The sequence below is a fragment of the Brevundimonas sp. AVps31 genome (assembly GCF_058681355.1).
The window spans coordinates 1068906-1093872 of record NZ_CM178736.1 but is presented as its reverse complement, the minus strand read 5'-3'; the positions used below and the strand labels follow the sequence as shown (position 1 = coordinate 1093872).

Sequence of the window (24967 nt, the reverse complement as noted above, 5' to 3'; positions counted from 1 at the left end):
TTCATCCGACCGCGTGAGTCTGGTTGGATGTGGGCGAGGAAGGCGGCCTCCGGAAACGGGGGCCGCCTTTTTCTTTTCGGCAAGGTCGCGGGGCGGACTTTCGTCCTAGCCGGCATCGGCGGTGCTTGCTTGCCGGATCCGGGCCAGTGTCCCCGATCCGGCCTGACCGGCATGCCGCTTGGACCCTTCGCGGTCACCTGGTTGGGCCTTTCGTAAGAGCCGAAAGGAAGGACGACCAAGGCCCGTCGCGAAAGGGCTGCGAAATACCCCAACCTGGTGGGACAAGCCGTTGAAAACTATTTCACCGGGTATTTGCGGATTTCATCGCCGAAACCCTCAACATCGAAAGTCATCTGCACGGGCGCCGATCCGAGCAGCGGTTTAGGCTCCTCGATAACTAGCCGCTTGGCGGTCAGCAGCCGTGCCGCGAACGCAGGGGGCGTCTCGGCGAGAAACCGGTCGTAGGCCGGCACACATGAAAAGGTTGAAGGCGTATCCTGGTCGAACCGGTAGATGACAGGGTTGGCCGGATTGCAGTCGTTCTGCCCACTGCGAGAGTAGCGAACACCGACACCATCAGGCCCTGCGGTATACCGAATGGTCGCGTAGGGCCGCTGGGGTTCCCAACCTTCGTTTGAGAAAATCGCGGCATCCACGAAATAGCTGTCGCGAATTTCGTCACGCTTGGCCTCGACAGTCCAAGGGGCGTATTCGGCTTGTTGCTGACACGCAGCCAGAGAAAGAGCGGTTAGCAGGGCAATGGCAACGCGACGCATGGTGTCCCCCAAGTGATGCCGCTGCGATATCAGCCGAGGGACTTGGGAACAATCTGCTGTTGAATGACTGCCGCGGCGCGGCTCCAATCCAATCGTTTTCGACGTCCGCTTTCCACCCCATGGCGAACACTCACGAGGTCCGCTTCGGGCCAGGCCCTCACACCATCAACCGCTTCATCAGCTCCGCCGTCGACGGGTCCAGTCCGGCGGACGGCTCGCCCGCCTCGACGTCCTTCAGGATCGCCTTGGCCAGCACCTTGCCCAGTTCGACGCCCCACTGGTCGAAGCTGTTGATGTCCCAGATGACGCCCTCGACGAAGGTCTTGTGCTCATACAGCGCCAGCAGGGCGCCGACGCTTTCCGGCGTCAGGGCGTCCAGCAGCAGGGTCGAGGACGGCCGGTCGCCGGGGAAGGTCTTGTGCGGCGCCAGACGGTCGGCCTCGGCCGCGTCCGCGCCCGCCGCGATCAGTTCTGCGTGGGCCTGTTTCTCGGTCTTTCCGACCATCAGGGCCTGGGCCTGGGCCAGGGCGTTGGACCACAGCGGCGCGTCGCCCTCGCGGTCGTCGATGGCGGCCTTGGACGTATGGGCCACGACCACGAACTCGGCCGGCACCACCTGCGGACCCTGATGGATCTGCTGGAAGAAGGCGTGCTGGCCATTGGTGCCGGGCTCGCCGAAGACGATCGGGCCGGTGGCGGTGTCGACCGGGGTCCCGTCCCGCTTCACCCGCTTGCCGTTCGACTCCATCTCCAGCTGCTGCAGGAAGGCGGGCAGGCGGCGCAGGCCGTGCGCATAGGGGGCGACGGTGCGGGCGTGGCGGTCCAGACCCTCGACGTTGAACACCTGGGCCAGCGCCAGCAGGACGGGCGCGTTCTTCTCCAGATCGGCCTCGGCGAAATGCTCGTCCATGGCGCGCGCGCCGGCCAGAACCCGCTCGAACACATCCCAGCCCAGGGCCACGGCGACCGACAGCGACACCGCCGACCACAGCGAGTAGCGGCCCCCGACCCAGTCGCGGAAGCCGAAGGTGCGGCCGCAGCCCCAGTCCTTCGCCTTCTCGGGCGCGGCGGTGACGCCGATCAGATGGCGCACCATCCGGCGCGGCGACAGGCTTTCGGCCAGCCAGGCCTTGGCCAGTTCGGCATTGGCCAGCGTCTCCTGGGTGGTGAAGGTCTTGGACACCACCACGACCAGCGTCGTTTCGGGCTCCAGCCCGGCCAAGGCCTCGGCCATGTCGCGCGGATCGATGTTGGCGACGAAGCGCAGGTCGATGGTCGGATCCAGCGGCTTCAGCGCGTCCCACAGCAGGCGCGGGCCCAGGTCCGACCCGCCGATGCCGATATGGACGATGGCCGTGAACGGCTGTTTGGTGCCGCCCGTCTCGGCGCCCGAGCGGATGTCGGCGGCGAATTCGCACATGGCGTCGCGGGTCTCGTCGACTTCCTTCGACACCGCCTCGCCCAGGGCGTGATAATCCGCGCCTTCGGCGGCGCGCAGGGCGGGGTGCAGGACCGCCCGGCCCTCGGTGTTGTTGACCGCCTCGCCGCCGAACAGGGCGTTGCGGCGGCCCTCGACGTCACAGGCCCGGGCCACGTCCAGCGCGGCCTCGAACCCCTCGGCGCTCCACGACTGTTTCGACAGGTCCAGATACAGGCCCGCCGCGTCCACGCTCATCCGGTCCATCCGGCCCGGATCGGTGGCGAAATGGTGCACGATGCGCGCCCCGGCATCCTTGCGCGCCACGGCGCGGAGCAGGTCGAGGGCTTGATTGCGGGCGGTCATCTGTCAGCTCGGCATCGGGAGGGGTAAACCCTCGTTTACGGGTCGGGCGTAAGCCGGTTCAACGTCGAATCCATGATTCGGCCAAACATAATGAGGTTTGCCATGTCCTGCGGTATCGCCCTGGCCGTGTCCCTGATGCTTGCGGACCCGAATGTCGCCCTGGCGGCGGAGCAGCCGCATGCCGTCGCCGGCGCCCCGATCTCGGTGGCGAGCGAGCCGCTGTTCGCGGACATCGTCGCCCGGTCCGGCGATCTGCGCGGCATGGTCCAGGCCTGGATCGACGGCGGCGCAGTCGAACAGGCGGGCTTCCTGACCGGCGACGCCTTCACCGGCTTCAAGGCCCGCACCGTCGAACTGGCCACGCTGGATATGCAGGGCCACCTCGTCCTCAAGGAACGCGGCACGGACGGCGACCTGAAATGCATCCTGCGCGGCATTTCGGAAGACATTCCCAAGAAGGTCGCGGCCGTCGAAACCGCCGCCACCCCCGCCGAACGCCGCGTGGCCCTGGACGAACTTCACTACCTGCTGAACGACAACGTCGAAGTCATCACCGCCCCGCCCGCGCCGGAGGTCTAGGTCCCCGCCGACCTCACCGGACACCCGTAGGGCGCCGCGAAGTCGCGGCGGGTCGGGCGTTCCGACATCAGATCGTCCAGCGCGGCGCGGACGAAATTGGTCGCACCCTGCAGGTCCGCCACATCGGTGGTCGGCTGATCGTCGATGCCGCCGACATAGACCAGTCGCCCGTCGCGATTGATGATCCGCATCTCAGGCGTGGTCGTCGCCCCATAGGCCCGGGCGACCTGCCCGGTCGGATCCAGCAGCAGATGGGTCGAATGGGCGCCGGTGCGGACCGCCCAGTCGCGCGCGCCCTCGCCCGTAAGATGGCCCGGCGTCCCCGGCGCGGACGAATTGACGCTCAGCCAGATGACGCCGTCCTCGCCCGCCTCGCGTTGCAAGGCCTGCATCGCGCCCGCGTAGTGTTTGCGCACATGGGGGCAGTCCTCATTGGTCCACTCCAGCACCACCACCTTGCCTCCGAAGTCGGACAGGGCGCGCGGCGTCCCGTCGCTGTCGACCAGGGTGAAGGCCGGCGCGACCTGACCCGGCATGGGCATGGCCCCGGGCGCGGCGACGGGCGCGGCGACGGGCGCGGGCGCATCGTCGGGGTCGGACGCGGGCGGGCGGCAGGCGCCGGAACCGAGCGACAGCGCGAGGGCGACGATCGCGATCAGGGTCGGGCGGCTCATGGCGGTCTCCGTCGAGGGGCTCAGCGCGTCAGGGCCTCCACGACCACGCCCTCGGTCAGAAGCTGGGGCAGCACCTCGGGTTCGGCCTCACCGGGCCGGTACAGCAGGTAAAGGGGAACGCCCGACCGGCCGCGGCGCTGCAGCTCCGCGGTGATGGCGTCGTCGCGGCTGGTCCAGTCGCCGACCAGATAGACCGCGTTCGCCTGCTCCATCGCCCGTTTGACGCCGGGCGCGGTCAGGGAAGTCCGCTCGTTGATCTTGCAGGTCACGCACCAGTCGGCGGTGAAGTTGACCAGCACCGGACGGCCCTGCGCCCGCGCGGTTTCGACCGCCTGGGCTGACCAGGCGGAGGCGGCCGGACCTGTGGTCCGCGTCCCGTCCCGCGCGGGCTCCGCCGGGGCGCGCGCCGCCAGCGTCAGGGCCCCGCCCGCCAGCACCAGCACAACCACGCCCGCGACGCCATGGATCACCCCGCGCCGGCCCAGCGTCCGTTCCGTCTGTCCGACGCCCACCAGCCACAGCCCCGCCGCCGCCAGCAGCCCGGCGACGAACAGCAGACCCAGCGCCTCCGCGCCCGTCTGGCGGCTGAACACCCAGGCCAGCCAGAGGGCGGCGCCGTACATCGGGAAGGCCAGCAGGGTCTTCAGCCGCTCCATCCAGGCGCCGGGACGCGGCAGGCGGGCCAGCAGGCGCGGGCTAAGGCTGATCAGCACATAGGGCAGGGCCAGACCCAGCCCCAGCATCAGGAAGACCACCAGCGCCATCGGCCAGGGCATCAGCAGGGCCGCGCCCAGGGCGAAGGCCATGAAGGGCGCCGTGCAGGGGGCGGCGACGATCACCGCCAGCGCCCCGGTGAAGAAGGCGCCGACGCCGCCGGGCAGTCGGGACAGCGGGCCTGACCCCGCGCCCTGCAAGCCCGCGCCGACGTGGAAGACGCCGGACAGGTTCAGCGCCACGCCCAGCATCAGCAGGGCCAGCCCCGCCGTCACCGGCGGCGACTGCAGCTGGAAGCCCCAGCCCACGGCCTCGCCCGCCGCGCGCAGGGCCAGCAACGCGCTCGCGAGGATCAGGAAGGTGACCAGCACGCCGCCGAGGAAGGCGAGCCCGTCGAGGCGCGACCGCTTCGCGTCATGGGCGGACGCCGCCAGCGCCGCCGCCTTCATCGCCAGAATGGGGAAGACGCAGGGCATCAGGTTCAGGATCAGCCCGCCGATCAGGGCTAACAGCATGGCCTGGGCGAACACCTCCCAACGCGGCGGGGCTGCCTGCGCCGCCCCGGCTCCGGCGTCGGGCAGCGGATCCAGCTCGCCCGACCCGATCGCGCCCGGCAGGGCCGGTCCGGGCTCGGCGGTGATCTCATAGGCCCCGGCCGAGGTCGCCAGCACCCCCGTCACGGGCCCGGTCAGGCCGCCGGACAGCAGCTTGCCGCCCGCGCCCAGCACCAGCGTCATCCCGTTCGGCCCCCACGACCCGCTCTGGGCGCTGGCGTGATCGACCGTCCCGGCCTGATAGGGGAAGAAATAGCTCGGGCCCGGATTGCGGCCCGCCAGCGGTCCGCCCGTCGCCGTCAGGGTCAGGACGCCGTTTTCCAGAGAGACCCGGGCGGTGATCCCGGCCGGGCGCGGCGCCTGCTCCAGCACCCGGGTGATGGCGGCGCCATGGGCCGGGTCCTGCGGGGCGGCGCCCTCGCGGATGGGCAGGTCCAGGGTCAGGGTCAGGTCGTCCGGCACGCACATCTCGGCGCTGCACACCAGAAACAGCGCCTTGACCGTCAGCGGCAGGCTGGTCCCCGGCCGGGCGTTCGCCGGTATTTCGAGGGGCACCGGCAGATAGACCACGTCCTCGTAGCCGTAGTTGACCAGTCCCTGCAGCCGCTGGCGCTCCGGCAGGGGCCAGACGATCTCGCCCGCGCGCACGCCCTGCGGCAGGGTCCATTTCAGGGTCGTCGCGCCGCCGCTGTCGCCGGGATTGCGCCAATAGGTGTGCCAGCCGGGCCGGATGTCCTGACGGATCGCCACCACGGCGGTGCCGCCGGGCGCGGCCCAGCGGCTCATCGACACCAGTTCGGCCTCGATCCGCTCGCTGCGCTGCGGCCCCGCCTGCGCGATGGCGACGGTGGGCGCCGCCAGAAGCAGGGCGAACAGGCTCAGAAAACGAAACAGGCGGCCCACGCGGCGGTCTCTCATTGGGGGTGGGACCGTCTTAGCCGCCCCGACCCCCCGTCGTCACCGTCCGCCTTCGCGTCAGGTCGCCTCAGCCCGCCCGATCAGGGTCGGGGCGCGGCGTGGACCAGCACCTCGGTCCGGCGTCGCATCGGCTCGCGCGTGCCGTCCGCCGTCGTGGCGCCCGCGTCTCCGACCGCGCCCAGCTCGAACGCCGGGGTCGGCCAGCCGGCGGCGACCAGCGCCTCCGCCACCGCCGTCGCGCGGCGTTGCGACAGGTCCAGGTTGGAATTCACGCCGCCGGTCGAGGAGGCCAGACCGACCACCTGCACCCGTTGGATGTCGCAGCCCTGCAGCTGGGTCGCCGTCAGGCCGATGGCCTGCAGCGCCGCACTGGTCAGCCGCGCCTCATTCTCCGCGAAATAGACCTCGAACCGCTTGGCCGCGCATGGCGACGGCTCCACCACCAGGGCGCTGCGGTCGCGGAAGCCCGGCGTCCAGCCGCACCCGGCCACCGCCGCCGCCGCCGTCGCGATAATGATCAGTCGTTTCATTCCCATCCCCTGGTCTCCCCCGCCCAGCCCCGGACGGCGCATGAAAAGGGGCGGCCCGCCCTTCGACGAACCGCCCCGGAACTTCAGCCCTAAGGCCAGAGCGTCCTAGTAGCGGCGCTGGCCGTTTTCCCAGTAGCACTCGTTTTGACGGCCGTCGTAGCAATAGTAATACCGGCCCTGGCTGTCGCTGTAGCGACGCTGGTTGGCGCGGTCCTGCGACGAGCCGCGGATGGCGCCGGCGGCGCCGCCCACGACTGCACCGATGGCAGCGCCGGTGCCGGCGTTGCCGCCGCCCACGTTGTTGCCGATGATGGCGCCGGCGACAGCGCCGATGCCGGCGCCGATGGCGCCCTGGCGGACGGTTTCATTCGGGCCGCCGTAGCCGTTGCCGTAGCCGTCGCTGGCGCAGGCCGATGCCATCATACCGACAGCCGCAATCGCGATGATCGCCTTCTTCATGGTGTGTTCCTTCATCCCTCGGGTTCGCCCCTGGGGTGAGAACGCTGGATAAGCGTGGCGGTTCCCCCGCCTATGATCAGGGTTAAGCCTGTATTAAGGTTTGCGACCGGCGTTGCGGAGGGCTTCGTCGGAAATTCGGCTGTAGACGGGGGTTTTCGTATGCGTTTTTCTGAACCGGTTCGCATGGCGGACGATGATCACAGCCCGGTATGGGCGCGCAGCAAGCGTCGGCGCGGGGCCAACCCGCTGGTGGGCGTGCTGGTGACCCTGTTGGCGGTCTTCGGGGTGCTGACGGCCGTGCTGGGCATCAAGGAGCGGTCGCTGGCCGAGGGCGGCGCGATTATGGACGGTTGGATCGCCACCTTGGTGTCCACCGTGAAGGGCGAGGCGCCCAAGGTTGCTGACGAAGCCGCCGACGCCGCCGGTTCGGCTGCCGAAAAGGCCGGCGATGCGGCCCAGGCGGGCGCCGCCGCGGCCACGGAAGAGCTGAAGAAGTAACCTTCACCATATTCGCCCGCGCGTCGGAACGTCCCGCTCTGCGGGGCGTTCGGGCGGAATGAGCGATACAATGGCGACGGTTTCCGATCCGATGGGCGTGTCCGGCGACGCGCCCATCGACACGTCCGCAGACGCGCATCCGCTGACACCCCATGTGGCGTTGAACCGGGTGATCATGCTGGTCAATCCGCTGTCGGGCAGCGTGGGTCCGCGCGCGGCGGGAGAGGCTGAGGCCCTGCTGTCGAACTATGCCTGCGAGGCGACGGTGGTGGCGCTGGAGGGCGGCAAGTTCGACGAACAGATTCAGGAGGCCATCGACGCCTGCCCGGATGTTCTGTTCGTGCTGGCCGGAGACGGCACCGCCGGGACGATCGCCTCGCGCGCGGGACCGAACGGGCCCCTGGTCGCGCCCCTGCCGGGCGGCACCATGAATATGCTGCCCCGCGCCCTGTACGGCACTGCCGACTGGAAACTGGCCCTGAAGCGCGCGCTTGAGGAAGGCGCGCCCCAGCCGGTCGCGGGGGGCGAGGTGACGGACGGCGAGTTCAAACAGGCCTTCTATTGCGCCGCCATCTTCGGCTCACCGGCCCTGTGGGCGCCGGCCCGCGAGGCGATGCGGACCGGCAAGGTCAAGCTGGCGTGGATGCATGCGCGACGCGCCCTGAAGCGCGCCTTCAGTGGCCGCCTGCGCTTCTCGCTGGACGGTCGGTCCGAGCGTCGGGCCGAGGCTCTGGTCCTCATCAGCCCGATGATCTCCAAGGCCATGGAAGAGAACACCGGGCTGGAAGCCGCCGCCATGAACCCCAGCGATGCGATGGAAGCCTTCCGGCTGGCCGCGCATGCGGTGATGGATGACTGGCGGCAGGACCCCGCCGTGACCACCCGGTCTACGCAGAAGGTCGCCATCCGCGCCCGCTCGCGCATCCCGGCGGTGATCGATGGCGAGCCGACCCAGCTGCGTCACGAGGCCAAGGTGCGCTTCATCGCCAAGGCCTTCCAGGCGCTGGCGCCCCTCCCGCCGGCGGCGGAGGATGCCGTCTAGTGGGGCGTATTCTTCAGTTCTCCGACATCCATTTCGGGGTGGAGCATCGATCGGCCTGCGCCGCGGCGCTCGACTACGCCCACGCCAATCCGGCCGACCTGATCCTGATCACCGGCGACATCACCCAGCAGGGCTTCCCGGACGAGTTCGCGGCGGCGGGCGAGTGGATCCGGCGGATGCCAGACCCGCGCTTCGTCATCGTCGGCAACCACGACGTGCCCTACTGGAGCCTCACCGCCCGACTGTTCCATCCCTGGAAGGCCTTCGAGCGCGCCACCGGTCATCCGGCGCACGACCACCAATTCCTCAGCCCCAATCTGATGGTGCGGGGCGTGGTGACGGCGCGCGGCTGGCAGGCCCGGCCCAACTGGTCCAAGGGCGTCATCGATCTGGATCAGACGCGCAAGGCGGCGGAGGCCCTGCGTCAGGCCCCGGTCGGCGCCCTTCGCGTGCTCGCCTGCCACCATCCGCTGGTGGAGATGATCGGCACGCCCATGACCGGCGATGTGAAGCGGGGCGACGAGGCGGCCCTGATCTTCGCCGAGGCCGGGGTCGACATCATCACGACCGGCCACGTCCATGTCCCCTTCGCCCTGCCGATCAATCTGGGCGACCACTGCTCCTATGCGATCGGCTGCGGAACCCTGTCGCACCGCGAGCGCGGCGTTTCGGCCGGCTTCAACCAGATCGACTGGGACGCCCACCAGATCACCGTCACGGCCATGGCCTGGACGGGCGAACGGTTCGAGCCCGGCCAGGTCTGGCGTCTGCCGCGCCGTCAGGACACGCGCAAGACGGCGACCGCTCCCGATCCCAACGCGCCGGGCCAACGCGAGGCCGCGGCGGTCTGAGGTTGCGTCGGGCCGCGAACCGCGCTTGAGGTCCAGGCATGAAAACCGTCCATGTGATCGGCGCCGGCCCCTCGGGTTTGATGGCCGCCGAACGACTCGCCGGCGGTGGCGTCCGCGTCATCGTCCATGAGGCCATGCCCTCGGTCGGGCGAAAATTCCTGATGGCGGGACGGGGCGGGCTGAACCTCACCCATTCCGAGCCGTCGGAGGGCTTCCTCGGTCGTTATGGCGAGGCGGCGTCGTCCGTGTCGGCCTGGATTGATCGCTTCTCGCCGACCCGCCTGATCGGCTGGGTCGAGGGACTGGGTCAGGCGACCTTCACCGGGTCGTCGGGCCGCGTCTTCCCGCGTGCGATGAAGGCCTCGCCCCTGCTGCGCGCCTGGCTGAAGCGCCTGAACGATCTGGGCGTCGAGATCCGGACGCGGTCGCGCTGGACCGGCCGACGCGACGGCGGATGGGTGTTCAGCGGCCCGGACGGCGAAACGGTCGAACAGGCCGACGCCGTGCTGCTGGCCCTCGGCGGCGCCAGCTGGCCGCGGCTGGGGTCGGACGGGCTGTGGGCGGCCGAGCTGCGCGCGGCGGGAGTGGAGGTCGCGCCCTTCCGCCCCTCCAACGTCGGCTTCGACGTGGCGTGGAGCGAGGTCCTGATCGAGCGGTTCGCGGGCGAGCCGCTGAAGACCATCGGCCTGAGTCACGACGGCCAGACGGTGCGCGGCGACCTGATGCTGACCCGCTACGGCCTTGAAGGCGGCGCGGTCTATGCCCTGTCCGCCGCCCTGCGCGACGCCATCGAACGCGACGGGACCGCGACCCTGGCCGTCGACCTGCGTCCGGACCTGACCGTCGAGCAGCTGGCGGCGCGGCTGACCAAGCCGCGTGGCAAGGACAGCGTCACCAACTGGCTGCGCAAGGCGGGCGGTCTGTCGCCCGCGGCGGTCGGCCTGATGCGGGAAATCCCCGGGGTGATCCCCGAGGGCGCCGACAAGCTGGCGCGTCGGATCAAGGCCGTCCGCCTGACCCTGACCGGGGTGCAGGGGCTGGAGCGCGCCATTTCCTCCGCGGGCGGCGTCAGACGCGATCAGGTCACGGACGGCCTGATGCTGAAGGCCCTGCCGGGCGTGTTCGTGGCCGGCGAGATGCTGGACTGGGAAGCGCCGACCGGCGGCTATCTGCTGCAGGCCAGCTTCGCCTCGGGCGTGGTGGCGGCGGAGGGCGTGCTGGACTGGCTGGGCGTCGCGGGGCAGGGTGACGCCCAGCCCTGACCGCCCGGAGTGAAGCCATGCGCCTGAAATCGATCCTCGTTTCGACCACGGCGCTGCTCTGCCTCGCCGGCGCGGCCCAGGCGCAACAGGCCGATCCGGCCCGGCTGAACGAACACACCCGGGTCCTCGCCTCGGATGAGTTCGAGGGGCGGGGCGTCGCCACGCCGGGCGAACAGAAGACGGTCGACTATGTCGTCAGCCAGTTCCAGGCGCTGGGGCTGGAGCCCGGTGGCCCTGACGGCCAGTGGGTGCAGGTCGCCAGGCTGAGCCGCACCCAGCAGGACGGTCCCGCCGTCATCACCGCCACCGTCAATGGCCAGACCCGCAGCCTTGAGCGCGGCCCGCAGATCCTCGTGTCCAGCGACCGCCCCGTGGACCGCATCACCGTCGCCGACGCCCCCGTGATCTTCGCCGGCTACGGCGTCGATGCGCCCGAGCGGGGCTGGGACGACTTCAAGGACGTGGATGTGCGGGGCAAGGTCATCCTGGTCATCGTCAATGACCCCGATTTCGGCGCACCCGAGGGGCATGCGGTCTCGGGTCGTTTCGACGGCAACGCCATGACCTTCTACGGCCGCTGGACCTACAAATTCCAGGAAGCGGCGCGGCAGGGGGCGGCGGGGGTTCTGGTCATCCATGACACCGCCGGCGCCGGCTATGGCTGGAGCGTGCTGGAGAACTCCTCGACCGCCCCGGACTTCGATATCGTGCGCCAGAACTGGGAAGCCGAGCGTGTTCCGGCCCAGGGCTGGATCCAGGGCGAGGTGGCCGAGGCGCTGATCCGCGATGCCGGACTGGACTATGCCGAACTGCGCGAAAGCGCCCGTTCGCCGCGCTTCCGTCCGGTCGATCTGCCCGGCGTGACCCTGTCCATCGACTTCGGCCAGACCCACGCCACGATCGAGAGCCGCAACATTCTGGCCCGTATTCCGGGGGCGGAACATCCGGAGGAGACGGTGCTGTACGGCGCCCACTGGGACGCCTATGGCCGCGCCACGCCCAAGGCCGGCGACGACATCTATAACGGCGCCGTGGACAATGCGACCGGCGTGGCCGCCATGATTGAGCTGGCCCGGATGTTCAAGGCAGGGTCGCCGCCGCAGCGGTCGGTGGTCTTCGCCGCCTGGACCGCCGAGGAGGCCGGTCTGCTGGGCGCGGAATATTACGCCGCCAACCCGGTCTGGCCGCTGGAGACCACGGTCGCCAATCTCAATATGGACAGTTTCCTGCCCGGCACGGAGGTCTCGCCCGAGATCGTCGTCATCGGCGCGGGCAAGAGCCAGACCGACGCCTGGGTCGAGCGCCGCGCCACCGAACAGGGCCGCCGCCTGATCCCGGATCCGGCGCCCCAGGCGGGCGGCTTCTATCGGTCCGACCACTTCCCGCTGGCCAAGATGGGCGTGCCCGCCCTGTTCGCCGCGGCGGGCTTCACCGGCCACAACGCCGCCAGCCGCGACTATGTCCAGAACCGCTATCATCAGCCGTCGGATGAGTGGACCAGCAACTGGGTCATGGACGCCGCGGCCGTGGACGTGAACCTGCTCTACGCCGTCGGCCGCGATCTGGCCGACAGCCGGGAGTGGCCGCAGTGGAACGCCGGCGCCGAGTTCGAGGCGGCGCGGCAGGCCTCGGCGGATCGGCGGGAGTGACGGACGCGGGCGAGGTCGCTAGACCGCTCCCATGACCGACCTCCCCGAGATCCACGGCGTCTGCCCGCCCGAATTCGCCGCCGTGAAGGACGCCTTCGCCGCCAATTTCACCGACGCGCCGGAAGGCCTGAACGAGCAGGGGGCGCGGTTCAGCGTGCGGATCGGGGGCGAGACCGTGATCGACCTGTGGGGCGGCTCGGCCGACGTGGCGGGGCACAGACCCTTTGACGACCGGACCCTGACCCCCGTCTTCTCGACAGGCAAGGCGGTGATGGCCCTGCTGATCGCGACCTGCGTCGAGCGGGGCCTGCTGGACTACGAGGCGACCGTGGCCAGCTATTGGCCGGCCTTCGGGCAGGCGGGCAAGGACCGGATCACGGTCGCCCAGATGATGAGCCATCAGGCGGGTCTGCCGGGCTTCGACACGCCGGAGGACCCGGCGATCTGGTTCGACCGCGAGGCGACCCTGGCCCGGCTCTGCGCCCAGGCGCCGATGTGGGAACCGGGCACGGCCTCGGGCTACAGCCCCATCGTCATCGGCTATCTGGCGGGCGAGCTCTTCCGGATCGTGGACGGGCGGAGCATGGGGACGGCCCTGCGCGAGGACTTCCCCGGTCTGGACCTGTGGATCGGCCTGCCGGAGGCCGAGCACGGCCGCGTGGCCCAGATGCGCAAGCCGGTGAAGATCAGCGATCTGGGGACCATCGACCGGATCAAGACGGCGGCCTTCCTGGACAAGGGCTCATCGCCGGGCGGGCGCGGGTCGGCGGAGTGGCGGGCGATCGAGATTCCGTCGGCCAACCTGCACGGCACGGCGCCGGATCTGGCCCGGATCGTCGGCATCCTCGCGGACGGCGGGGCCTTCGAGGGCCGTTCGGTCCTGTCGCCGGAGGTCATCGCCGCCGCCACGCGGGAGCGGATCCACGGTCAGGACCGGGTCCTGCCCTATGAGATGAGCTGGGCCGCCGGGTTCACCCGCAATGCGGGGCTGGACATCTTCGGCACCAATCCGGACGCCGTCGGCCATTGTGGCTGGGGCGGCAGCTGCGCCTTCGCGGACCCGGCCAGGGGCCTGGCCGCCGCTTATGTGATGACCCGCCAGTCGCCGCACCTGATCGGTGATCCGCGGGCGCAGAGGCTGATCGGGGCGCTGTACGGCGCGCTCTGAGGCGGTTGATACGACTACTATTGTGAGCGGGTCCGAATTTTTGGATCAAAAATCAGAAGACTCGAACGCGCACGGGTCGGCGGGGGGACGTGTCAAAGACCCGTGGCCAGTCTGACATGCGCGTGCGTCAGAACTGGACGGGTCGGGATCAGGACGCTGTCTTTTTCGGCGCCGTGAGGGCGCCGACGAGGCCGGCGGCGAAGGCGGCCCCGGCGCAGGTCAGCATCACGCCGACGTAGCCGCGGTGGAAGGCGTCGCGCAGGGCGTCGTCCCTGGTTTCGCCGCCCATGAAGGCGCCCAGCAGGTCCCGGGCCCGGGCGGGATCGGGGACCTGGTGGGCGAACAGGGCCGACAGGATGACGCCCAGCACCGCGACGGCCAGCAGACCGGCCACCCGGGCGACGGCGTTGTTGACGCCCGACGCCACGCCCGTATGGCCCTCGGGCACGGCGCCCATGACCGCCGCGGTCAGCGGGCCGACCGCCAGGGTCATGCCGACCGCCAGCACGGTCATCCCGGCCAGCGGACCCCCGACATAGCCCGCGTCATCGGGCATGACGGCGAGCAGCAGCAGCCCGACCCCCGCCAGCGCCGGCCCCAGCCCCAGCGACAGCCGCGCTCCGAACCGGTCGGCCAGACGCCCGGCCGCGCCCGAGAACAGGCTCATGATCACGGCGAAGGGCAGCATGGCGGCGCCGGCCAGGGTGGCGCTCCAGCCGTGCACGCGGATCAGCTGGAAGGGCAGGAAGAACATGGCGCCGCCCAGGGCGAAATAGAGCAGCAGGGTGAGCAGGTTGATCCCGCTGAACACGGAGGATCGGAACAGGCCGAGCGGCATCATCGGGTGCTTCTCCCGCGCCTCGGCCCACAGGAAGGCCGCCAGCAGGGCCACGCCGCCGACCCCTCCGGCGACGATCCACGGATCGGTCCAGCCCCGATCGGGCGCGGCCGTCAGCGCCCAGGTCAGGGCCGCCAGTCCGGTCATGGCCAGCAGGGCGCCGAGCCAGTCCAGCCCCCTGGCGTCGGCGTCCCGGCTTTCGGGAACGGCCTTGAGGGTGACCACCGCCGTCAGGGCGGCCAGGGGGACGTTGATCCAGAAGATGAAGCGCCAGTCCGCGGCGTCGGCCAGCCAGCCGCCGACCAGGGGCCCGATCATGCCGAACAGGGCCCCCGCGCCGGCCCAGGCGCCGAAGGCCTTGCCCCGCTCCTCGGGCGGGAAGACCGAGCCGATGACGGCCAGGGCCCCGGGCGTCAGCAGGGCCGCGCCGAAGCCCTGCACCGCGCGCCCGGCGATCAGCAGTTCGACCGTCGGGGCCAGCCCGCAGGCGATGGAGGCGGCGGCGAAGACGGCGACCCCGATCAGGAACACCGCCCGGCGCCCGAAACGATCCCCCGCCGCCCCGCCGATCAGGACGAGGGCGCCCAGCGTCAGCAGATAGGCGTTGGATACCCACTGCACCGCGGCGGGGCCGGCGCCGAGATCGCGCTGGATGGCGGGCAGGGCCACGCCCAGGGCCGAGCCGTCGATGAAGGTCAGGCTGGAGCCCAGCACCGTCGCGACCAGCACCCAGCGTTTGCGGGCCTTGGACAGTCCTCCCCCGGCGGGGGAGGGGGACCGCGAAGCGGTGGACGGGGGATGGGGCGAACGCGACATTCGCCGACGCTATCCCGGAATGTCGGCGCGGGGGACAGGAAACGACCGGGGCTGTGGCCGGCGCCCCTCCACCATCCTTTGGATGGTCCCCCTCCCCTGAAGGGGAGGAATGACCGGTCAGGCCGGTTTAGCGCTGTCCTTCAACGCCTGCCGCGCCGCGCGCTGACGGAAGAAGGCGGCGGCCGCGAAGACGCCGGCGCCGGTCCAGATGAAGGCGAAGGAGGCGATGCGCAGGCCGGTCAGCTGTTCGCCCGCCCAGACGCCGACGGCGAACTGGATGGTCGGGGCCAGGAATTGGATGAAGCCGATGGTCGACAGCGGCAGGCGACGCGCCGACCAGGCGAACAGGGCCAGCGGCAGGACGGTCGCCGGGCCGTTGGCCAGGGCCCAGAGCGTATTGACCGGACTGTCGAAGGCCACGCCCGCGCCGCTGTGCTGCAGCCACAGAACCCAGATCAGGCCCAGCGGCGCCAGCAGCAGGCATTCGACCAGCAGCCCGGCCTGGGCGTCGATCGGCACACGCTTGCGGATCACGCCATAGCTGGCGAACGAGATGGCCAGGGCGATGGAGATCCACGGCGGACGGCCCAGGGCCAGGGCCTGGAAGACCACGCCGACCGCCGCCAGACCGATGGCGACCCAGCCCCATTTGTCGATCTTCTCGCGGAACAGCCACAGGCCCACGATCATGTTGAGCAGGGGGTTGATGTAGTAGCCCAGGCTGGCTTCCAGCGTCGCGTGATGGGTGGTGGCCCAGACGTAGAGGCCCCAGTTGACCGCGATCAGCACGGTGGACAGCATCAGCCAGCCCAGCGTCTTCGGCGACCGGAACACCGCCAGGACCTGCGGCCCCTGCCGGGCCAGAACGACCAGCAGGGTGGCGACCAGCACCGCCCACAGGGCGCGGTGGGCCAGGATCTCGAAGGCGTCGAAACCGATGGCGTGCTGAGCCATGAACAGCAGGGGCATCAGCCCCCACATCACGTAGCAGCCGAAGGCGGACAGCAGGGCGGGACGGCTCGCGCCGGAGCCGGTGGCGGCGGTCATGGGAGCCTCCATCGCCGGGGGAGCGGCGAGACGGACAGGATCAGACGGTGACGGTGCGATAGCCCGAGGACGACTTGATCGTCCCCGTCTCGTCCAGCAGCTGGGCGATCTGGACGGCGTTCAGGGCCGCGCCCTTGCGCAGGTTGTCCGACACGACCCAGAACGACAGGCCATTCTCGACCGTGTGGTCCTTGCGGATGCGGCTGACGTAGACGGCGTGCTCGCCGGCGGCGTCGACGGGCGTGATGTAGCCGTCGGCCTCCTGCTTATCGACGACCTGGATGCCGGGGGCGTCGCGCAGGATGGTGCGGGCCTCGTCGGGGCTGATCGCCCGGTCGAACTCGACCGTCACGGATTCCGAGTGGCCGACGAAGACCGGCACGCGGACGCAGGTGACCGTCAGCTTGATGTTCGGGTCCAGGATCTTGTGGGTTTCGTCCCACATCTTGGCTTCCTCGTCGGTGTAGCCGTCGTCACGGAACGACCCGATGAAGGGCAGGACGTTGAAGGCGATCTGCTTGGGGAAGACCTTGGGCGTGGCGTCGCCCAGGCCGTAGATGGCCTTGGTCTGGTTCCACAGCTCGTCCATGCCTTCCTTCCCGGCGCCCGACACCGACTGGTAGGTCGAGACCACGACGCGCTTGATCTTCGCGGCGTCATGCAGGGGCTTCAGGGCCACGACCAGCTGGGCGGTCGAGCAGTTGGGGTTGGCGATGATGTTCTTGCGCGACGCCAGCTTGATGTCGTCCGGGTTCACCTCCGGCACGATCAGCGGCACGTCCGGGTCCATGCGGAAGGCGGACGAGTTGTCGATGACGATGGGACCGGCCTTGCCGATCTTCTCGGACCATTCCTTCGACACCTTGCCGCCGGCCGACATCAGGACCAGGTCGACCTTGGAGAAGTCGAACTGCTCCAGGTCCTGGGCCTTCAGCGTGCGGTCGCCGAAGGAGACCTCCATGCCCTTGGATTTTCGCGAGGCGATGGCGTGCATTTCATCGACGGGGAATTCCAGTTCCTCGATGATGTTCATCATTTCGCGACCGACATTGCCGGTGGCGCCTACGACGGCGACGCGATAGCCCATATTGGTGTGTCCTTCGGACGCGCCGGCGCTCGGCCCGCGGGGCCTCGCTGCCTGAGCGCGGAGAGTGTGGTCGTACGGCCTTGCATGTAGTCCTTCGCAGGCGCGACGCAATCGGTTTCGCGAGGCCGGACGGGTGATCCAGCCCGAGAAGCGCGCCGTTTCCCATACATCGCCCTTATGGGAGTGCTTTCCTCGCACGGTCGGCGGGGTTATGCCGGACCGCGATGACCTCCCGCATCCGCTCCGCCTATGACATCCGTATCGACGAAGGCGTCCTGGTCCCCGACCCGGCGCAGGAACCGCTGATCGCGGCGCTGGAGCGGCTTGAAACCGATCTGGCGAAAAAGGGCCTGTTCGGCAAACAGCCGGAGGTGCGCGGTCTCTACATCTGGGGACCGCCCGGCCGCGGAAAGTCCATGCTGATGGACCTGTTCGTCTCCACCTCGCCCGAGCCGCGCAAATCCCGCGCCCACTTCCACGCCTTCATGGCGCGGGTGCACAAACTGATCGACCAGTGGCGCAAGGGCGACCGGAAAACCCGCCAGGCGATCTTCGGCACCCACAAGGGCGACGACCCGATCGAGCCGGTGGCCGAACTGATCGCGTCGGAGGCGCGCCTGCTCTGCTTTGACGAGCTTCAGGTCACCGACATCGCCGACGCCATGATCCTGGGGCGGCTGTTCGAGGCCCTGTTCGAGCGCCGGGTGGTGCTGGCGGTGACGTCCAACCGCGCCCCGACCGAGCTCTACAAGAACGGGCTGAACCGCCAGCTCTTCCTGCCCTTCATCGCCGAGCTTCAGACGCGCTGCGTGGTGGTCGAGATCGATGGCGCGCGCGACTGGCGTCTGGACCGGCTGATGGGCTCGCCGGTCTGGTTCACGCTGGATCAGAAGGCGGCCTTCGAGACCCTGTGGTTCGAGCTGCGCGGCGGCGAGCCCGAGGAGCCGGCGCATCTGGCGGTGCTGGGCCGGGACGTGGTGGTGGAGCGCACGGCGGGCGGCATGGCCCGCGCGACGTTCGAGGACCTGTGCGCCCGGCCTCTGGGGCCGCAGGACTATCTGGCCATCGCCGCGCGGTTCCACACCCTGTTCATCGAGGATGTGCCGGTGATCGGGCCGGCCAACCATCAGGAGGCGCGCCGTTTCGTGACCCTGATCGACGCCCTGTACGAGGCCAGGACCCGACTGGTGACCCTGGCCGTCGCGTCGCCGGAGGCCCTCTATACCGACGGCGTCGGCGCCTTCGAGTTCGAGCGCACCGTGTCGCGCCTGAACGAGATGGCCTCGGCCGACTGGCTGACCCACGAACGACCGGCTTAGGGTCTCGCCACAATTTCGCTTCGGCGGTCCGGCTGGATCGCGCCGCTCACGGAGAACGACATGCGCCGCCTGACCGCCCCCCTCCCGATCCTGGCCGCCGCCCTCAGCCTGACGCTGGGCGCCGTCGCCCTGCCGGCCCTCGCCCAGACGCCCGCCCCCGCGACGCAGGCCGCGCCGGATCGCGGCGTCGCCCCGGCGGAGGTGAAGACCTGGCTGGCCGGCCTCGGCGGCAATGTGGCCGATCCCGTTGCGGCGGACGGAGGGTTCGTGGTGCGGGTCGCCGACCAGCCCCTGCCGTGGGCGATCAATCTGTTCGGCTGCCGGACCCGCTGCGACGACATCCAGTACAACGCCCTCTTCACCGGCCCGATCACCGAGGCGCAGGTGACGACCTGGAACAAGGAAAACCGTTATCTGAAGGCCATCTGGATCGCGCCCGCGACGCCCGGCGGCGACGCCACCGTCCTGGCCCAGTACGACGTCCTGCTGCTCAACGACGGCGCCGCCCAGCTGCAGGAGCCGACCTACGTCTGGCTCCAGCTGCTGACCCGCTTCGCCCGCGCCCTGTTCGCCAGCGTGGCGCCGGCGGGAGCCACGCCGCCGGCGGCCGGTCAGTAACCTCAGGTTTGACTTTCTGGTGAACTGGCAATCGAAGGTTGCCATGATCTGACGATCGGGCTTTGCTGCCGGTGGGCCCAATCAGGGCCGATCGGGAGGATAGACTGATGCTGATCCGCCTTGCCGCCGCCACGGCCGTGGCCGTACTCGCCCTCGCCGCCGTGCCCTCGGCCTCGACCGCCGGGGGGCAGGACTTCCCCGGCACGCCTTTCGACGAGTGTACCTTCAACGGCTACTACGGCTGTTTCCCTCGGGACGCCTACGGCAACATCCGGCCGCCCAACCTCGGTGACGTCGACGAGGCGGCGGCGTTCGAAGCCTGCTACGCCAACGCCTACGCCGCCTGCCGGGGCCTGCCCGGCGATCCGGGCTGAGCCCGGGCATATCCCCAAGAAAAAGGGCCGCGGATCACTCCGCGGCCCCATTCTTTTTTGCCCTATCGTTCGCCGCGCGACGGCTCACTGCATGAGGGCGACCGGATTCGCTCAAGCAGCGAGGCTCCGCGAGCCGAGCGATGGCGCCCTTTGGCGTTACGCCAGCGAGGGGTCCAGATCCTTGCAGGACTGGATCAGGCCCTGAACCGAGGCGACGGACTTGGCGAACATCGCCTTCTCTTCGTCATTGGTGGTGAACTCGACGATCTTCTCGACGCCGTTCGCGCCGATCAGGGCCGGGACGCCGACGTAGAGGTCCGACAGGCCGTATTCGCCCGACAGCCAGACGGCGCAGGGCAGGACGCGCTTCTGGTCCAGCAGATAGGACTTGGCCATGGCGATGGCGCTTTCCGCCGGGGCGTAGAAGGCCGAGCCGGTCTTCAGCAGGGCGACGATCTCGCCGCCGCCCTTGCGGGTGCGGGTGACGATGGCGTCCAGGTCGGCCTGCGACAGGAAGCCGGCGGCGACGGCGTCCGGCAGGGGCAGGCCGCCGACGGTCGAGTGGCGGACCATCGGGACCATGTCGTCGCCGTGGCCGCCCAGGGTCCAGGCGTTGATGTCCTGCACCGAGACGCCGGTCTTTTCCGACAGGAAGTAGGCGAAGCGGGCCGAGTCAAGCACACCGGCCATGCCGACGACCTTCTCCTTGGGCAGGCCCGAGAATTTCTGCAGGGCCCAGACCATGGCGTCGAGCGGGTTGGTGATGCAGATGACGAAGGCGTTGGGGGCGTGGGCCTTGATGCCTTCACCCACGGCCTTCATGACCTTCAGGTTGATGGAGACCAGGTCGTCGCGGCTCATGCCGTCCTTGCGGGGCACGCCGGCGGTGACGATGCAGACGTCGGCGCCCGCGATGTCGGCATAGTCGTTGGCGCCCTTGAGCGAGACCGACGAGCCGAAGACCGAGGTGGCCTCGGCGATGTCCAGGGCCTTGCCCTGGGGGGTGCCTTCGGCGATGTCGAACAGGATCACGTCGCCCAGCGCTTCGCGCGCCGCAACGTGGGCCAGGGTGCCGCCGATCATACCGGCGCCGATAAGGGCGATCTTCGCGCGAGCCATGTCATTCTCCGTTGGCCTGTCACGCGCACGCGGGACTTGAGGCCGGTCTGCTAGAGGGGGAGGAAAAGCGGTTGGCGGCGGTCTAGACCTGTGCGCTTTCGGCTGCAACCGTGACGCCGCGTGAGGCTTTCCCGACCATGACCCGATCTCCCGACACCCTGCCCGAATTCGTCGCGCCCGATGCGGTGCCCACGGCCCTTGTCACCGTCGCGGACGCGCGCGAGGTCCGGGCGGAGGTGGCGCGCTGGCGGGCCGGGGTGCTGAAGCGGCCGGGTCTGTGGGACAGGGCCACGCGCGGGACGCAGGACCGGATCAACCGCATCATTCCCGAACGCGTCCACCAGATCATCACCTCGGGCGTGGAGGCGATGACGAAGGGCATCCTGTTCGGCTCCGACCTGCTGCAGGCCAGGCCCATGCCGGACGGGGCGCTGGCGTCGCGCGAGCTGAGGGCGCGGGCCGCCATCCGGGCCTATCGCAACACCGCCAGCGTCGAGGGCGGGGTGGCGGGGGCCGGCGGCTTCGTGCTGGCGGCGGCCGATTTTCCGGCCCTGATGGCGATCAAGGTGCGGATGCTGGGCGAGATCGTCGCCGCCTACGGCTGGGGCGGCGGGTCGGTGCGCGAGCGGCTGTTCGTGCTGCACATCTTCCATTTGGCCTTCGCCAGCGCCCGCCGCCGCCCCGAGGCGCTGGCCGATCTGGAGCGCTGGATCGCCGACGTCGACCAGCCGCAGGCCCTGACCGACTACGACTGGCGCACCTTCCAGATCGAGTATCGCGACTACATCGACCTGGCCAAGATGGCGCAGCTGATCCCGCTGGTCGGCGCGCCGATCGGGGCGGCGGTCAACTGGCGGCTGGTCGAGCGGCTGGGCGAGACGGCGATCATGGCCTGCCGGATGCGCTGGCTGGCGGAGGGCGATCGGTAAGCCTGGCTTATCCTGACGACAAAGTTTATTGATTATCCCTTTGGCCGGTGTGGTCATAGGTTGTCTCCACAACATCAGGGAGACGACATCATGGACGGACACGCCGGCGGCCCCTCGCCCCTCAATGATCCGAAGAAGGAGCCCGCCGCGCTCCGCAGCCTTCTGGGTCGCACCAATCGCGACTGGTGGCCGAACCATCTGGCCGTCGACATCCTGCATCAGCAGGGCCGGACCGGCGACCCCATGGGCGACGGCTTCAGCTACGCCGACGCCTTCAACACCCTCGACTACGCCGCGGTGAAGCGCGACCTCACCGCCCTGATGACCGACAGCCAGCCTTGGTGGCCGGCGGACTATGGCCACTACGGCCCCTTCTTCATCCGCATGGCCTGGCACTCGGCCGGCACCTATCGCACCGGCGACGGGCGCGGGGGCGCGGGCGCAGGGCAGCAGCGCTTCGCCCCGCTGAACAGCTGGCCGGACAACGGCAACCTGGACAAGGCGCGCCGCCTGCTGTGGCCGATCAAGCAGAAATACGGGGCGAAGCTGAGCTGGGCCGACCTGATGATCCTGGCCGGCAATGTCGCGATCGAGTCGATGGGCGGGCCGGTGTTCGGCTTCGGCGGCGGCCGCGCCGACGTCTGGGAGCCCGAGAAGGACGTCTACTGGGGCACCGAAGAGAAGTGGGTCGGCGAGGAGGGCAATGAGACCCGCATCCAGCCCGACAAGGAGATGGCGCTGGAAGAGCCGCTGGCGGCCATCCAGATGGGTCTGATCTATGTGAACCCCGAAGGGCCGGGCGGCGTGCCCGAGGCGCTTCAGTCGGCCCGCGACATCCGCGAGACCTTCGCCCGCATGGGCATGAACGACGTCGAGACGGCCGCCCTGACCGCCGGCGGCCACACCTTCGGCAAGGCCCACGGCAATGGCGACGCCTCCAAGGTGGGCGTCAGCCCCGAGGGCGCCGATATCGCCCAGCAGGGCATGGGCTGGGTCTCGGGCCACGAAAGCGGCATCGGCGACCACACCATCACCTCGGGCATCGAGGGGGCCTGGACGCCCACCCCGATCACCTGGGACATGACCTATTTCGACATGCTGCTGGACCATGAGTACGAACTGGTCCGCTCGCCCGCCGGGGCCAAGCAGTGGCAGCCGGTCGGCAACCCGCCCGAAACCCTCGCGCCCGCCGCGCACACGCCCGGCAAGCGGGTCCCGACGATGATGACCACGGCCGACATGGCCTTCAAGGTCGACCCGGAATACCGCAAGATCATGGAGGCCTTCCGGGCCGACCCGGCCTATTTCGGCGACCAGTTCGCCCGCGCCTGGTTCAAGCTGTGCCACCGCGACATGGGACCGATCATCCGGTACCAAGGTCCGGAAGTGCCGACCGAGGAGCTGATCTGGCAGGATCCGATCCCGGCCCACACCGGCCCGAAACTGACCGACGCCGACGTCCGAACGCTGAAGGGGCATATCGCCTCGTCCGACCTGTCGATCGCCGATCTGGTCCGCACCGCCTGGGCGTCCGCGGCCACCTGGCGCGGGTCCGACCACCGGGGCGGCGCCAACGGCGGCCGGATCCGGCTGGAGCCCCAGCGCAGCTGGGACGTAAACGAGCCCGAAAAGCTGGATCGCGTGCTCAAGGTCTATGAGGGCATCCAGTCCGCCTCGGGCCTGAACGTCTCCATCGCCGACCTGATCGTGCTGGGCGGTTCGGTCGGGATCGAGCAGGCGGCCCGCGCCGCCGGCCATGAGATCGAGGTCCCCTTCACCCCCGGCCGCACCGACGCCTCGGCGGAACAGACGGACGCCGAAAGCTTCAAGGTGCTCGAGCCGCGCGCCGACGGCTTCCGCAACTATCTGTCGGTGCGTTTCAATGTGCCGACCGAGGAGCTGCTGGTCGACCGGGCCCAGCTGCTGGGCCTGACCGCGCCCCAGATGACGGTGCTGGTCGGCGGTCTGCGGGTTCTGGGCGTCAACCACGGGGCGTCCGAGAACGGCGTGCTGACGGATCGTCCGGGCCAGCTGACCAACGACTTCTTCGTCAACCTGCTGGACATGAAGACGGCTTGGAAACAGGTCGATGACCATTCCGACGAAACCTTCGTCGGTTCGGATCGTGAAACCCACGAGCGGCGCTGGACCGCGACCCGCACCGATCTGGTGTTCGGCTCCAACTCCCAGCTTCGCGCCCTGGCGGAGGTCTACGCCTCGGCTGACGCGGGCGAGAAATTCGTGCGGGACTTCGTCAAGACCTGGGTTCAGGTCATGGAGAACGACCGTTACGACCTGCCCAAACGCGCCCTGCACGCCGAAAAGGTCGCGGCCTGACGAACCGGCGGCCCTCCTCGCCCGCGGGCGGGGAGGGCCAGGTTCTTTCGATTGATTTTGCCATGTCGATAGCGACGCCTTATGTCGCTCGCATGCTCCCCACCCTGCGACAGCTCCAGTATCTCAAGCTTCTGGCCGAGCACGCCTCCTTCAGCCGCGCCGCCGAGGCCGCCCACGTCAGCCAGCCCGCCCTGTCCGCGGGCGTGCAGGAGCTGGAGCGGATACTGGGCGCGCCGGTGGTCGAGCGAACGCGCGGCAATGTCCAGCTGACCGCCGTCGGGGCCGAGGCCGTGCGCCGGGCCGAGGATGTGCTGGCCCGGACCGAGGATCTGGTCGAGGCCGCGCGCAATGCGGGCAAGCCCCTGTCGGGCCGGTTCCGGCTGGGGGTCATTCCGACCGTGGCGCCCTTCCTGCTCCCGGCCCGCCTGCCCGACATCAAGCGCGACTATCCCGCCCTGCGCCTGTTCATCCGCGAGGATCTGACCCCCAAGCTGGTCACCGGACTGAAGAGCGGCCATCTGGACGCCGCCGTCATCGCCCTGCCGTATAGCGCCACGGGCATCGAGCACGCCCGCATCGGCGACGATGAGATCCTGGCCGCCGCCCCGGTCGGGCATGCGCTGGCCGGGGCCGGGCCCATTCCGCCCGGCTCGCTGAAGGCCGAGGACCTGATCCTGCTGGAGGACGGCCACTGCCTGCGTGATCAGGCACTGGCCGCCTTCGATATCGAGGCGCCCAAGGGGGACGACGTCTTCGCCGCCACCAGCCTGCACACCCTCGTCCAGATGGTGTCGTCCGGGCTGGGCGTCAGCTTCCTGCCCGAGATGGCGGTGCGGGCCGGTCTGGCCGACATGCCCGGCGTGGTGGTCCGCTCCATCTCGGCCAAGGCGCCGCGCCGCGAGATCGTCGTCGCCTGGCGCGCGGGCTCCAGCCGCGCCGCCGAGGCCCGCCTGCTGGCCGAGGCCCTGCGGCTGGACTGAGGGTTCATTACGAGTCTGTAAGGTGCACGCCGGAGCGGCCCTGATA

Annotated in this window: 23 protein-coding genes; 13 read left to right on the top strand and 10 right to left on the bottom strand. The window is 69.7% G+C overall.

All coding sequences use genetic code 11. The features are described from left to right. Window positions 1-296: 296 nt before the first annotated feature. Window positions 297-776, bottom strand: coding sequence for a hypothetical protein (locus tag ACW174_RS05200; protein ID WP_492016642.1), 480 nt, complete (start codon window positions 774-776; stop codon window positions 297-299). Window positions 777-933: 157 nt separating this feature from the next. Beyond that, window positions 934-2559, bottom strand: a complete 1626-nt coding sequence (gene pgi, locus ACW174_RS05195) for a glucose-6-phosphate isomerase (RefSeq protein WP_492016641.1) — start codon at window positions 2557-2559, stop codon at window positions 934-936. A 102-nt stretch (window positions 2560-2661) separates the two neighbouring features. Here pgi and ACW174_RS05190 point away from each other — a divergent pair, with 102 nt between their 5' ends. Beyond that, the gene (locus ACW174_RS05190) at window positions 2662-3138 is read left to right on the top strand and encodes a hypothetical protein (RefSeq protein WP_492016640.1); all 477 of its coding nucleotides are present in this window, start codon (window positions 2662-2664) and stop codon (window positions 3136-3138) included. On the opposite strand, the gene ACW174_RS05185 is transcribed toward ACW174_RS05190, so the two are convergent. The 4 genes from ACW174_RS05185 to ACW174_RS05170 all read right to left on the bottom strand — a co-directional run bounded on the left by ACW174_RS05185 (window position 3135) and on the right by ACW174_RS05170 (window position 6987). After that, window positions 3135-3812 carry a redoxin domain-containing protein gene (locus tag ACW174_RS05185; RefSeq protein ID WP_492016639.1) on the bottom strand — a complete coding sequence of 226 codons (678 nt, stop codon included), beginning with the start codon at window positions 3810-3812 and terminating at the stop codon, window positions 3135-3137. The two genes, ACW174_RS05190 and ACW174_RS05185, sit on opposite strands and share 4 nt — an antisense overlap. Window positions 3813-3832: 20 nt before the next feature. Further along, window positions 3833-5983: a protein-disulfide reductase DsbD family protein gene (locus ACW174_RS05180; protein ID WP_492016638.1), complete on the bottom strand. Its 2151-nt coding sequence runs from the start codon at window positions 5981-5983 to the stop codon at window positions 3833-3835. 95 nt (window positions 5984-6078) lie between these two features. Continuing rightward, window positions 6079-6528, bottom strand: coding sequence for an OmpA family protein (locus ACW174_RS05175; RefSeq protein ID WP_492016637.1), 450 nt, complete (start codon window positions 6526-6528; stop codon window positions 6079-6081). Window positions 6529-6633: 105 nt separating this feature from the next. Next, window positions 6634-6987, bottom strand: a complete 354-nt coding sequence (locus tag ACW174_RS05170) for a YMGG-like glycine zipper-containing protein (RefSeq protein WP_492016636.1) — start codon at window positions 6985-6987, stop codon at window positions 6634-6636. Between the two features lie 159 nt (window positions 6988-7146). Between ACW174_RS05170 and ACW174_RS05165 the strand changes: the two genes are divergently transcribed. From ACW174_RS05165 to ACW174_RS05140, 6 genes are all read left to right on the top strand, one after another. Further along, window positions 7147-7485, top strand: coding sequence for a hypothetical protein (locus ACW174_RS05165; protein WP_492016635.1), 339 nt, complete (start codon window positions 7147-7149; stop codon window positions 7483-7485). Window positions 7486-7555: 70 nt separating this feature from the next. Continuing rightward, a complete protein-coding gene (locus tag ACW174_RS05160; protein ID WP_492016634.1) occupies window positions 7556-8527 on the top strand; it encodes a diacylglycerol/lipid kinase family protein in 972 nt (323 codons plus the stop codon). Further along, window positions 8527-9378: a metallophosphoesterase family protein gene (locus ACW174_RS05155; RefSeq protein WP_492016633.1), complete on the top strand. Its 852-nt coding sequence runs from the start codon at window positions 8527-8529 to the stop codon at window positions 9376-9378. Before ACW174_RS05160 ends, ACW174_RS05155 begins: the two co-directional genes overlap by 1 nt. A 38-nt stretch (window positions 9379-9416) precedes the next feature. Beyond that, entirely contained in the window at window positions 9417-10640 is a 1224-nt protein-coding gene (locus ACW174_RS05150) for a BaiN/RdsA family NAD(P)/FAD-dependent oxidoreductase (RefSeq protein ID WP_492016632.1), read from the top strand. Window positions 10641-10657: 17 nt separating this feature from the next. Continuing rightward, window positions 10658-12289, top strand: a complete 1632-nt coding sequence (locus tag ACW174_RS05145; RefSeq protein ID WP_492016631.1) for a M20/M25/M40 family metallo-hydrolase — start codon at window positions 10658-10660, stop codon at window positions 12287-12289. 31 nt (window positions 12290-12320) lie between these two features. Then, on the top strand, window positions 12321-13457 hold the full coding sequence (locus tag ACW174_RS05140; protein WP_492016630.1) for a serine hydrolase domain-containing protein: 1137 nt from the start codon (window positions 12321-12323) through the stop codon (window positions 13455-13457). A gap of 148 nt (window positions 13458-13605) precedes the next feature. On the opposite strand, the gene ACW174_RS05135 is transcribed toward ACW174_RS05140, so the two are convergent. From ACW174_RS05135 to ACW174_RS05125, 3 genes are all read right to left on the bottom strand, one after another. Further along, on the bottom strand, window positions 13606-15111 hold the full coding sequence (locus ACW174_RS05135; RefSeq protein WP_492016629.1) for an MFS transporter: 1506 nt from the start codon (window positions 15109-15111) through the stop codon (window positions 13606-13608). Window positions 15112-15228: 117 nt separating this feature from the next. Next, window positions 15229-16158: an EamA family transporter RarD gene (gene rarD, locus ACW174_RS05130; RefSeq protein WP_492016628.1), complete on the bottom strand. Its 930-nt coding sequence runs from the start codon at window positions 16156-16158 to the stop codon at window positions 15229-15231. Between the two features lie 40 nt (window positions 16159-16198). Next, entirely contained in the window at window positions 16199-17245 is a 1047-nt protein-coding gene (locus ACW174_RS05125; RefSeq protein WP_492016627.1) for an aspartate-semialdehyde dehydrogenase, read from the bottom strand. A 224-nt stretch (window positions 17246-17469) separates the two neighbouring features. Here ACW174_RS05125 and zapE point away from each other — a divergent pair, with 224 nt between their 5' ends. From zapE to ACW174_RS05110, 3 genes are all read left to right on the top strand, one after another. After that, complete coding sequence (gene zapE, locus ACW174_RS05120; protein WP_492016626.1) at window positions 17470-18564, top strand: cell division protein ZapE; 1095 nt, start codon at window positions 17470-17472, stop codon at window positions 18562-18564. Between the two features lie 60 nt (window positions 18565-18624). Beyond that, window positions 18625-19182, top strand: coding sequence for a type III secretion system chaperone family protein (locus ACW174_RS05115; RefSeq protein ID WP_492016625.1), 558 nt, complete (start codon window positions 18625-18627; stop codon window positions 19180-19182). 107 nt (window positions 19183-19289) lie between these two features. Beyond that, a complete protein-coding gene (locus tag ACW174_RS05110) occupies window positions 19290-19556 on the top strand; it encodes a hypothetical protein (RefSeq protein ID WP_492016624.1) in 267 nt (88 codons plus the stop codon). Window positions 19557-19712: 156 nt separating this feature from the next. On the opposite strand, the gene mdh is transcribed toward ACW174_RS05110, so the two are convergent. Then, the gene (mdh, locus tag ACW174_RS05105) at window positions 19713-20675 is read right to left on the bottom strand and encodes a malate dehydrogenase (RefSeq protein WP_492016623.1); all 963 of its coding nucleotides are present in this window, start codon (window positions 20673-20675) and stop codon (window positions 19713-19715) included. A gap of 137 nt (window positions 20676-20812) precedes the next feature. Between mdh and ACW174_RS05100 the strand changes: the two genes are divergently transcribed. From ACW174_RS05100 to ACW174_RS05090, 3 genes are all read left to right on the top strand, one after another. Next, window positions 20813-21604: an EcsC family protein gene (locus tag ACW174_RS05100; RefSeq protein WP_492016622.1), complete on the top strand. Its 792-nt coding sequence runs from the start codon at window positions 20813-20815 to the stop codon at window positions 21602-21604. 90 nt (window positions 21605-21694) lie between these two features. Next, window positions 21695-23941 (top strand): catalase/peroxidase HPI, encoded by a 2247-nt coding sequence (katG, locus tag ACW174_RS05095; RefSeq protein WP_492016621.1) that lies wholly within the window; start codon window positions 21695-21697, stop codon window positions 23939-23941. A 92-nt stretch (window positions 23942-24033) separates the two neighbouring features. After that, complete coding sequence (locus ACW174_RS05090) at window positions 24034-24921, top strand: hydrogen peroxide-inducible genes activator (protein WP_492016620.1); 888 nt, start codon at window positions 24034-24036, stop codon at window positions 24919-24921. Window positions 24922-24967 lie beyond the last annotated feature (46 nt).

Coding starts and splice junctions, on each gene's coding strand:
- ACW174_RS05200 (WP_492016642.1), bottom strand. CDS start 776: ATGCGTCGCGTTGCCATTGCCCTGCTAACCGCTCTTTCTCTGGCTGCG.
- pgi (WP_492016641.1), bottom strand. CDS start 2,559: ATGACCGCCCGCAATCAAGCCCTCGACCTGCTCCGCGCCGTGGCGCGC.
- ACW174_RS05190 (WP_492016640.1), top strand. CDS start 2,662: ATGTCCTGCGGTATCGCCCTGGCCGTGTCCCTGATGCTTGCGGACCCG.
- ACW174_RS05185 (WP_492016639.1), bottom strand. CDS start 3,812: ATGAGCCGCCCGACCCTGATCGCGATCGTCGCCCTCGCGCTGTCGCTC.
- ACW174_RS05175 (WP_492016637.1), bottom strand. CDS start 6,528: ATGAAACGACTGATCATTATCGCGACGGCGGCGGCGGCGGTGGCCGGG.
- ACW174_RS05170 (WP_492016636.1), bottom strand. CDS start 6,987: ATGAAGAAGGCGATCATCGCGATTGCGGCTGTCGGTATGATGGCATCG.
- ACW174_RS05165 (WP_492016635.1), top strand. CDS start 7,147: ATGCGTTTTTCTGAACCGGTTCGCATGGCGGACGATGATCACAGCCCG.
- ACW174_RS05160 (WP_492016634.1), top strand. CDS start 7,556: ATGGCGACGGTTTCCGATCCGATGGGCGTGTCCGGCGACGCGCCCATC.
- ACW174_RS05150 (WP_492016632.1), top strand. CDS start 9,417: ATGAAAACCGTCCATGTGATCGGCGCCGGCCCCTCGGGTTTGATGGCC.
- ACW174_RS05145 (WP_492016631.1), top strand. CDS start 10,658: ATGCGCCTGAAATCGATCCTCGTTTCGACCACGGCGCTGCTCTGCCTC.
- ACW174_RS05140 (WP_492016630.1), top strand. CDS start 12,321: ATGACCGACCTCCCCGAGATCCACGGCGTCTGCCCGCCCGAATTCGCC.
- ACW174_RS05135 (WP_492016629.1), bottom strand. CDS start 15,111: ATGTCGCGTTCGCCCCATCCCCCGTCCACCGCTTCGCGGTCCCCCTCC.
- rarD (WP_492016628.1), bottom strand. CDS start 16,158: ATGACCGCCGCCACCGGCTCCGGCGCGAGCCGTCCCGCCCTGCTGTCC.
- ACW174_RS05125 (WP_492016627.1), bottom strand. CDS start 17,245: ATGGGCTATCGCGTCGCCGTCGTAGGCGCCACCGGCAATGTCGGTCGC.
- zapE (WP_492016626.1), top strand. CDS start 17,470: ATGACCTCCCGCATCCGCTCCGCCTATGACATCCGTATCGACGAAGGC.
- ACW174_RS05115 (WP_492016625.1), top strand. CDS start 18,625: ATGCGCCGCCTGACCGCCCCCCTCCCGATCCTGGCCGCCGCCCTCAGC.
- ACW174_RS05110 (WP_492016624.1), top strand. CDS start 19,290: ATGCTGATCCGCCTTGCCGCCGCCACGGCCGTGGCCGTACTCGCCCTC.
- mdh (WP_492016623.1), bottom strand. CDS start 20,675: ATGGCTCGCGCGAAGATCGCCCTTATCGGCGCCGGTATGATCGGCGGC.
- ACW174_RS05100 (WP_492016622.1), top strand. CDS start 20,813: ATGACCCGATCTCCCGACACCCTGCCCGAATTCGTCGCGCCCGATGCG.
- katG (WP_492016621.1), top strand. CDS start 21,695: ATGGACGGACACGCCGGCGGCCCCTCGCCCCTCAATGATCCGAAGAAG.
- ACW174_RS05090 (WP_492016620.1), top strand. CDS start 24,034: ATGCTCCCCACCCTGCGACAGCTCCAGTATCTCAAGCTTCTGGCCGAG.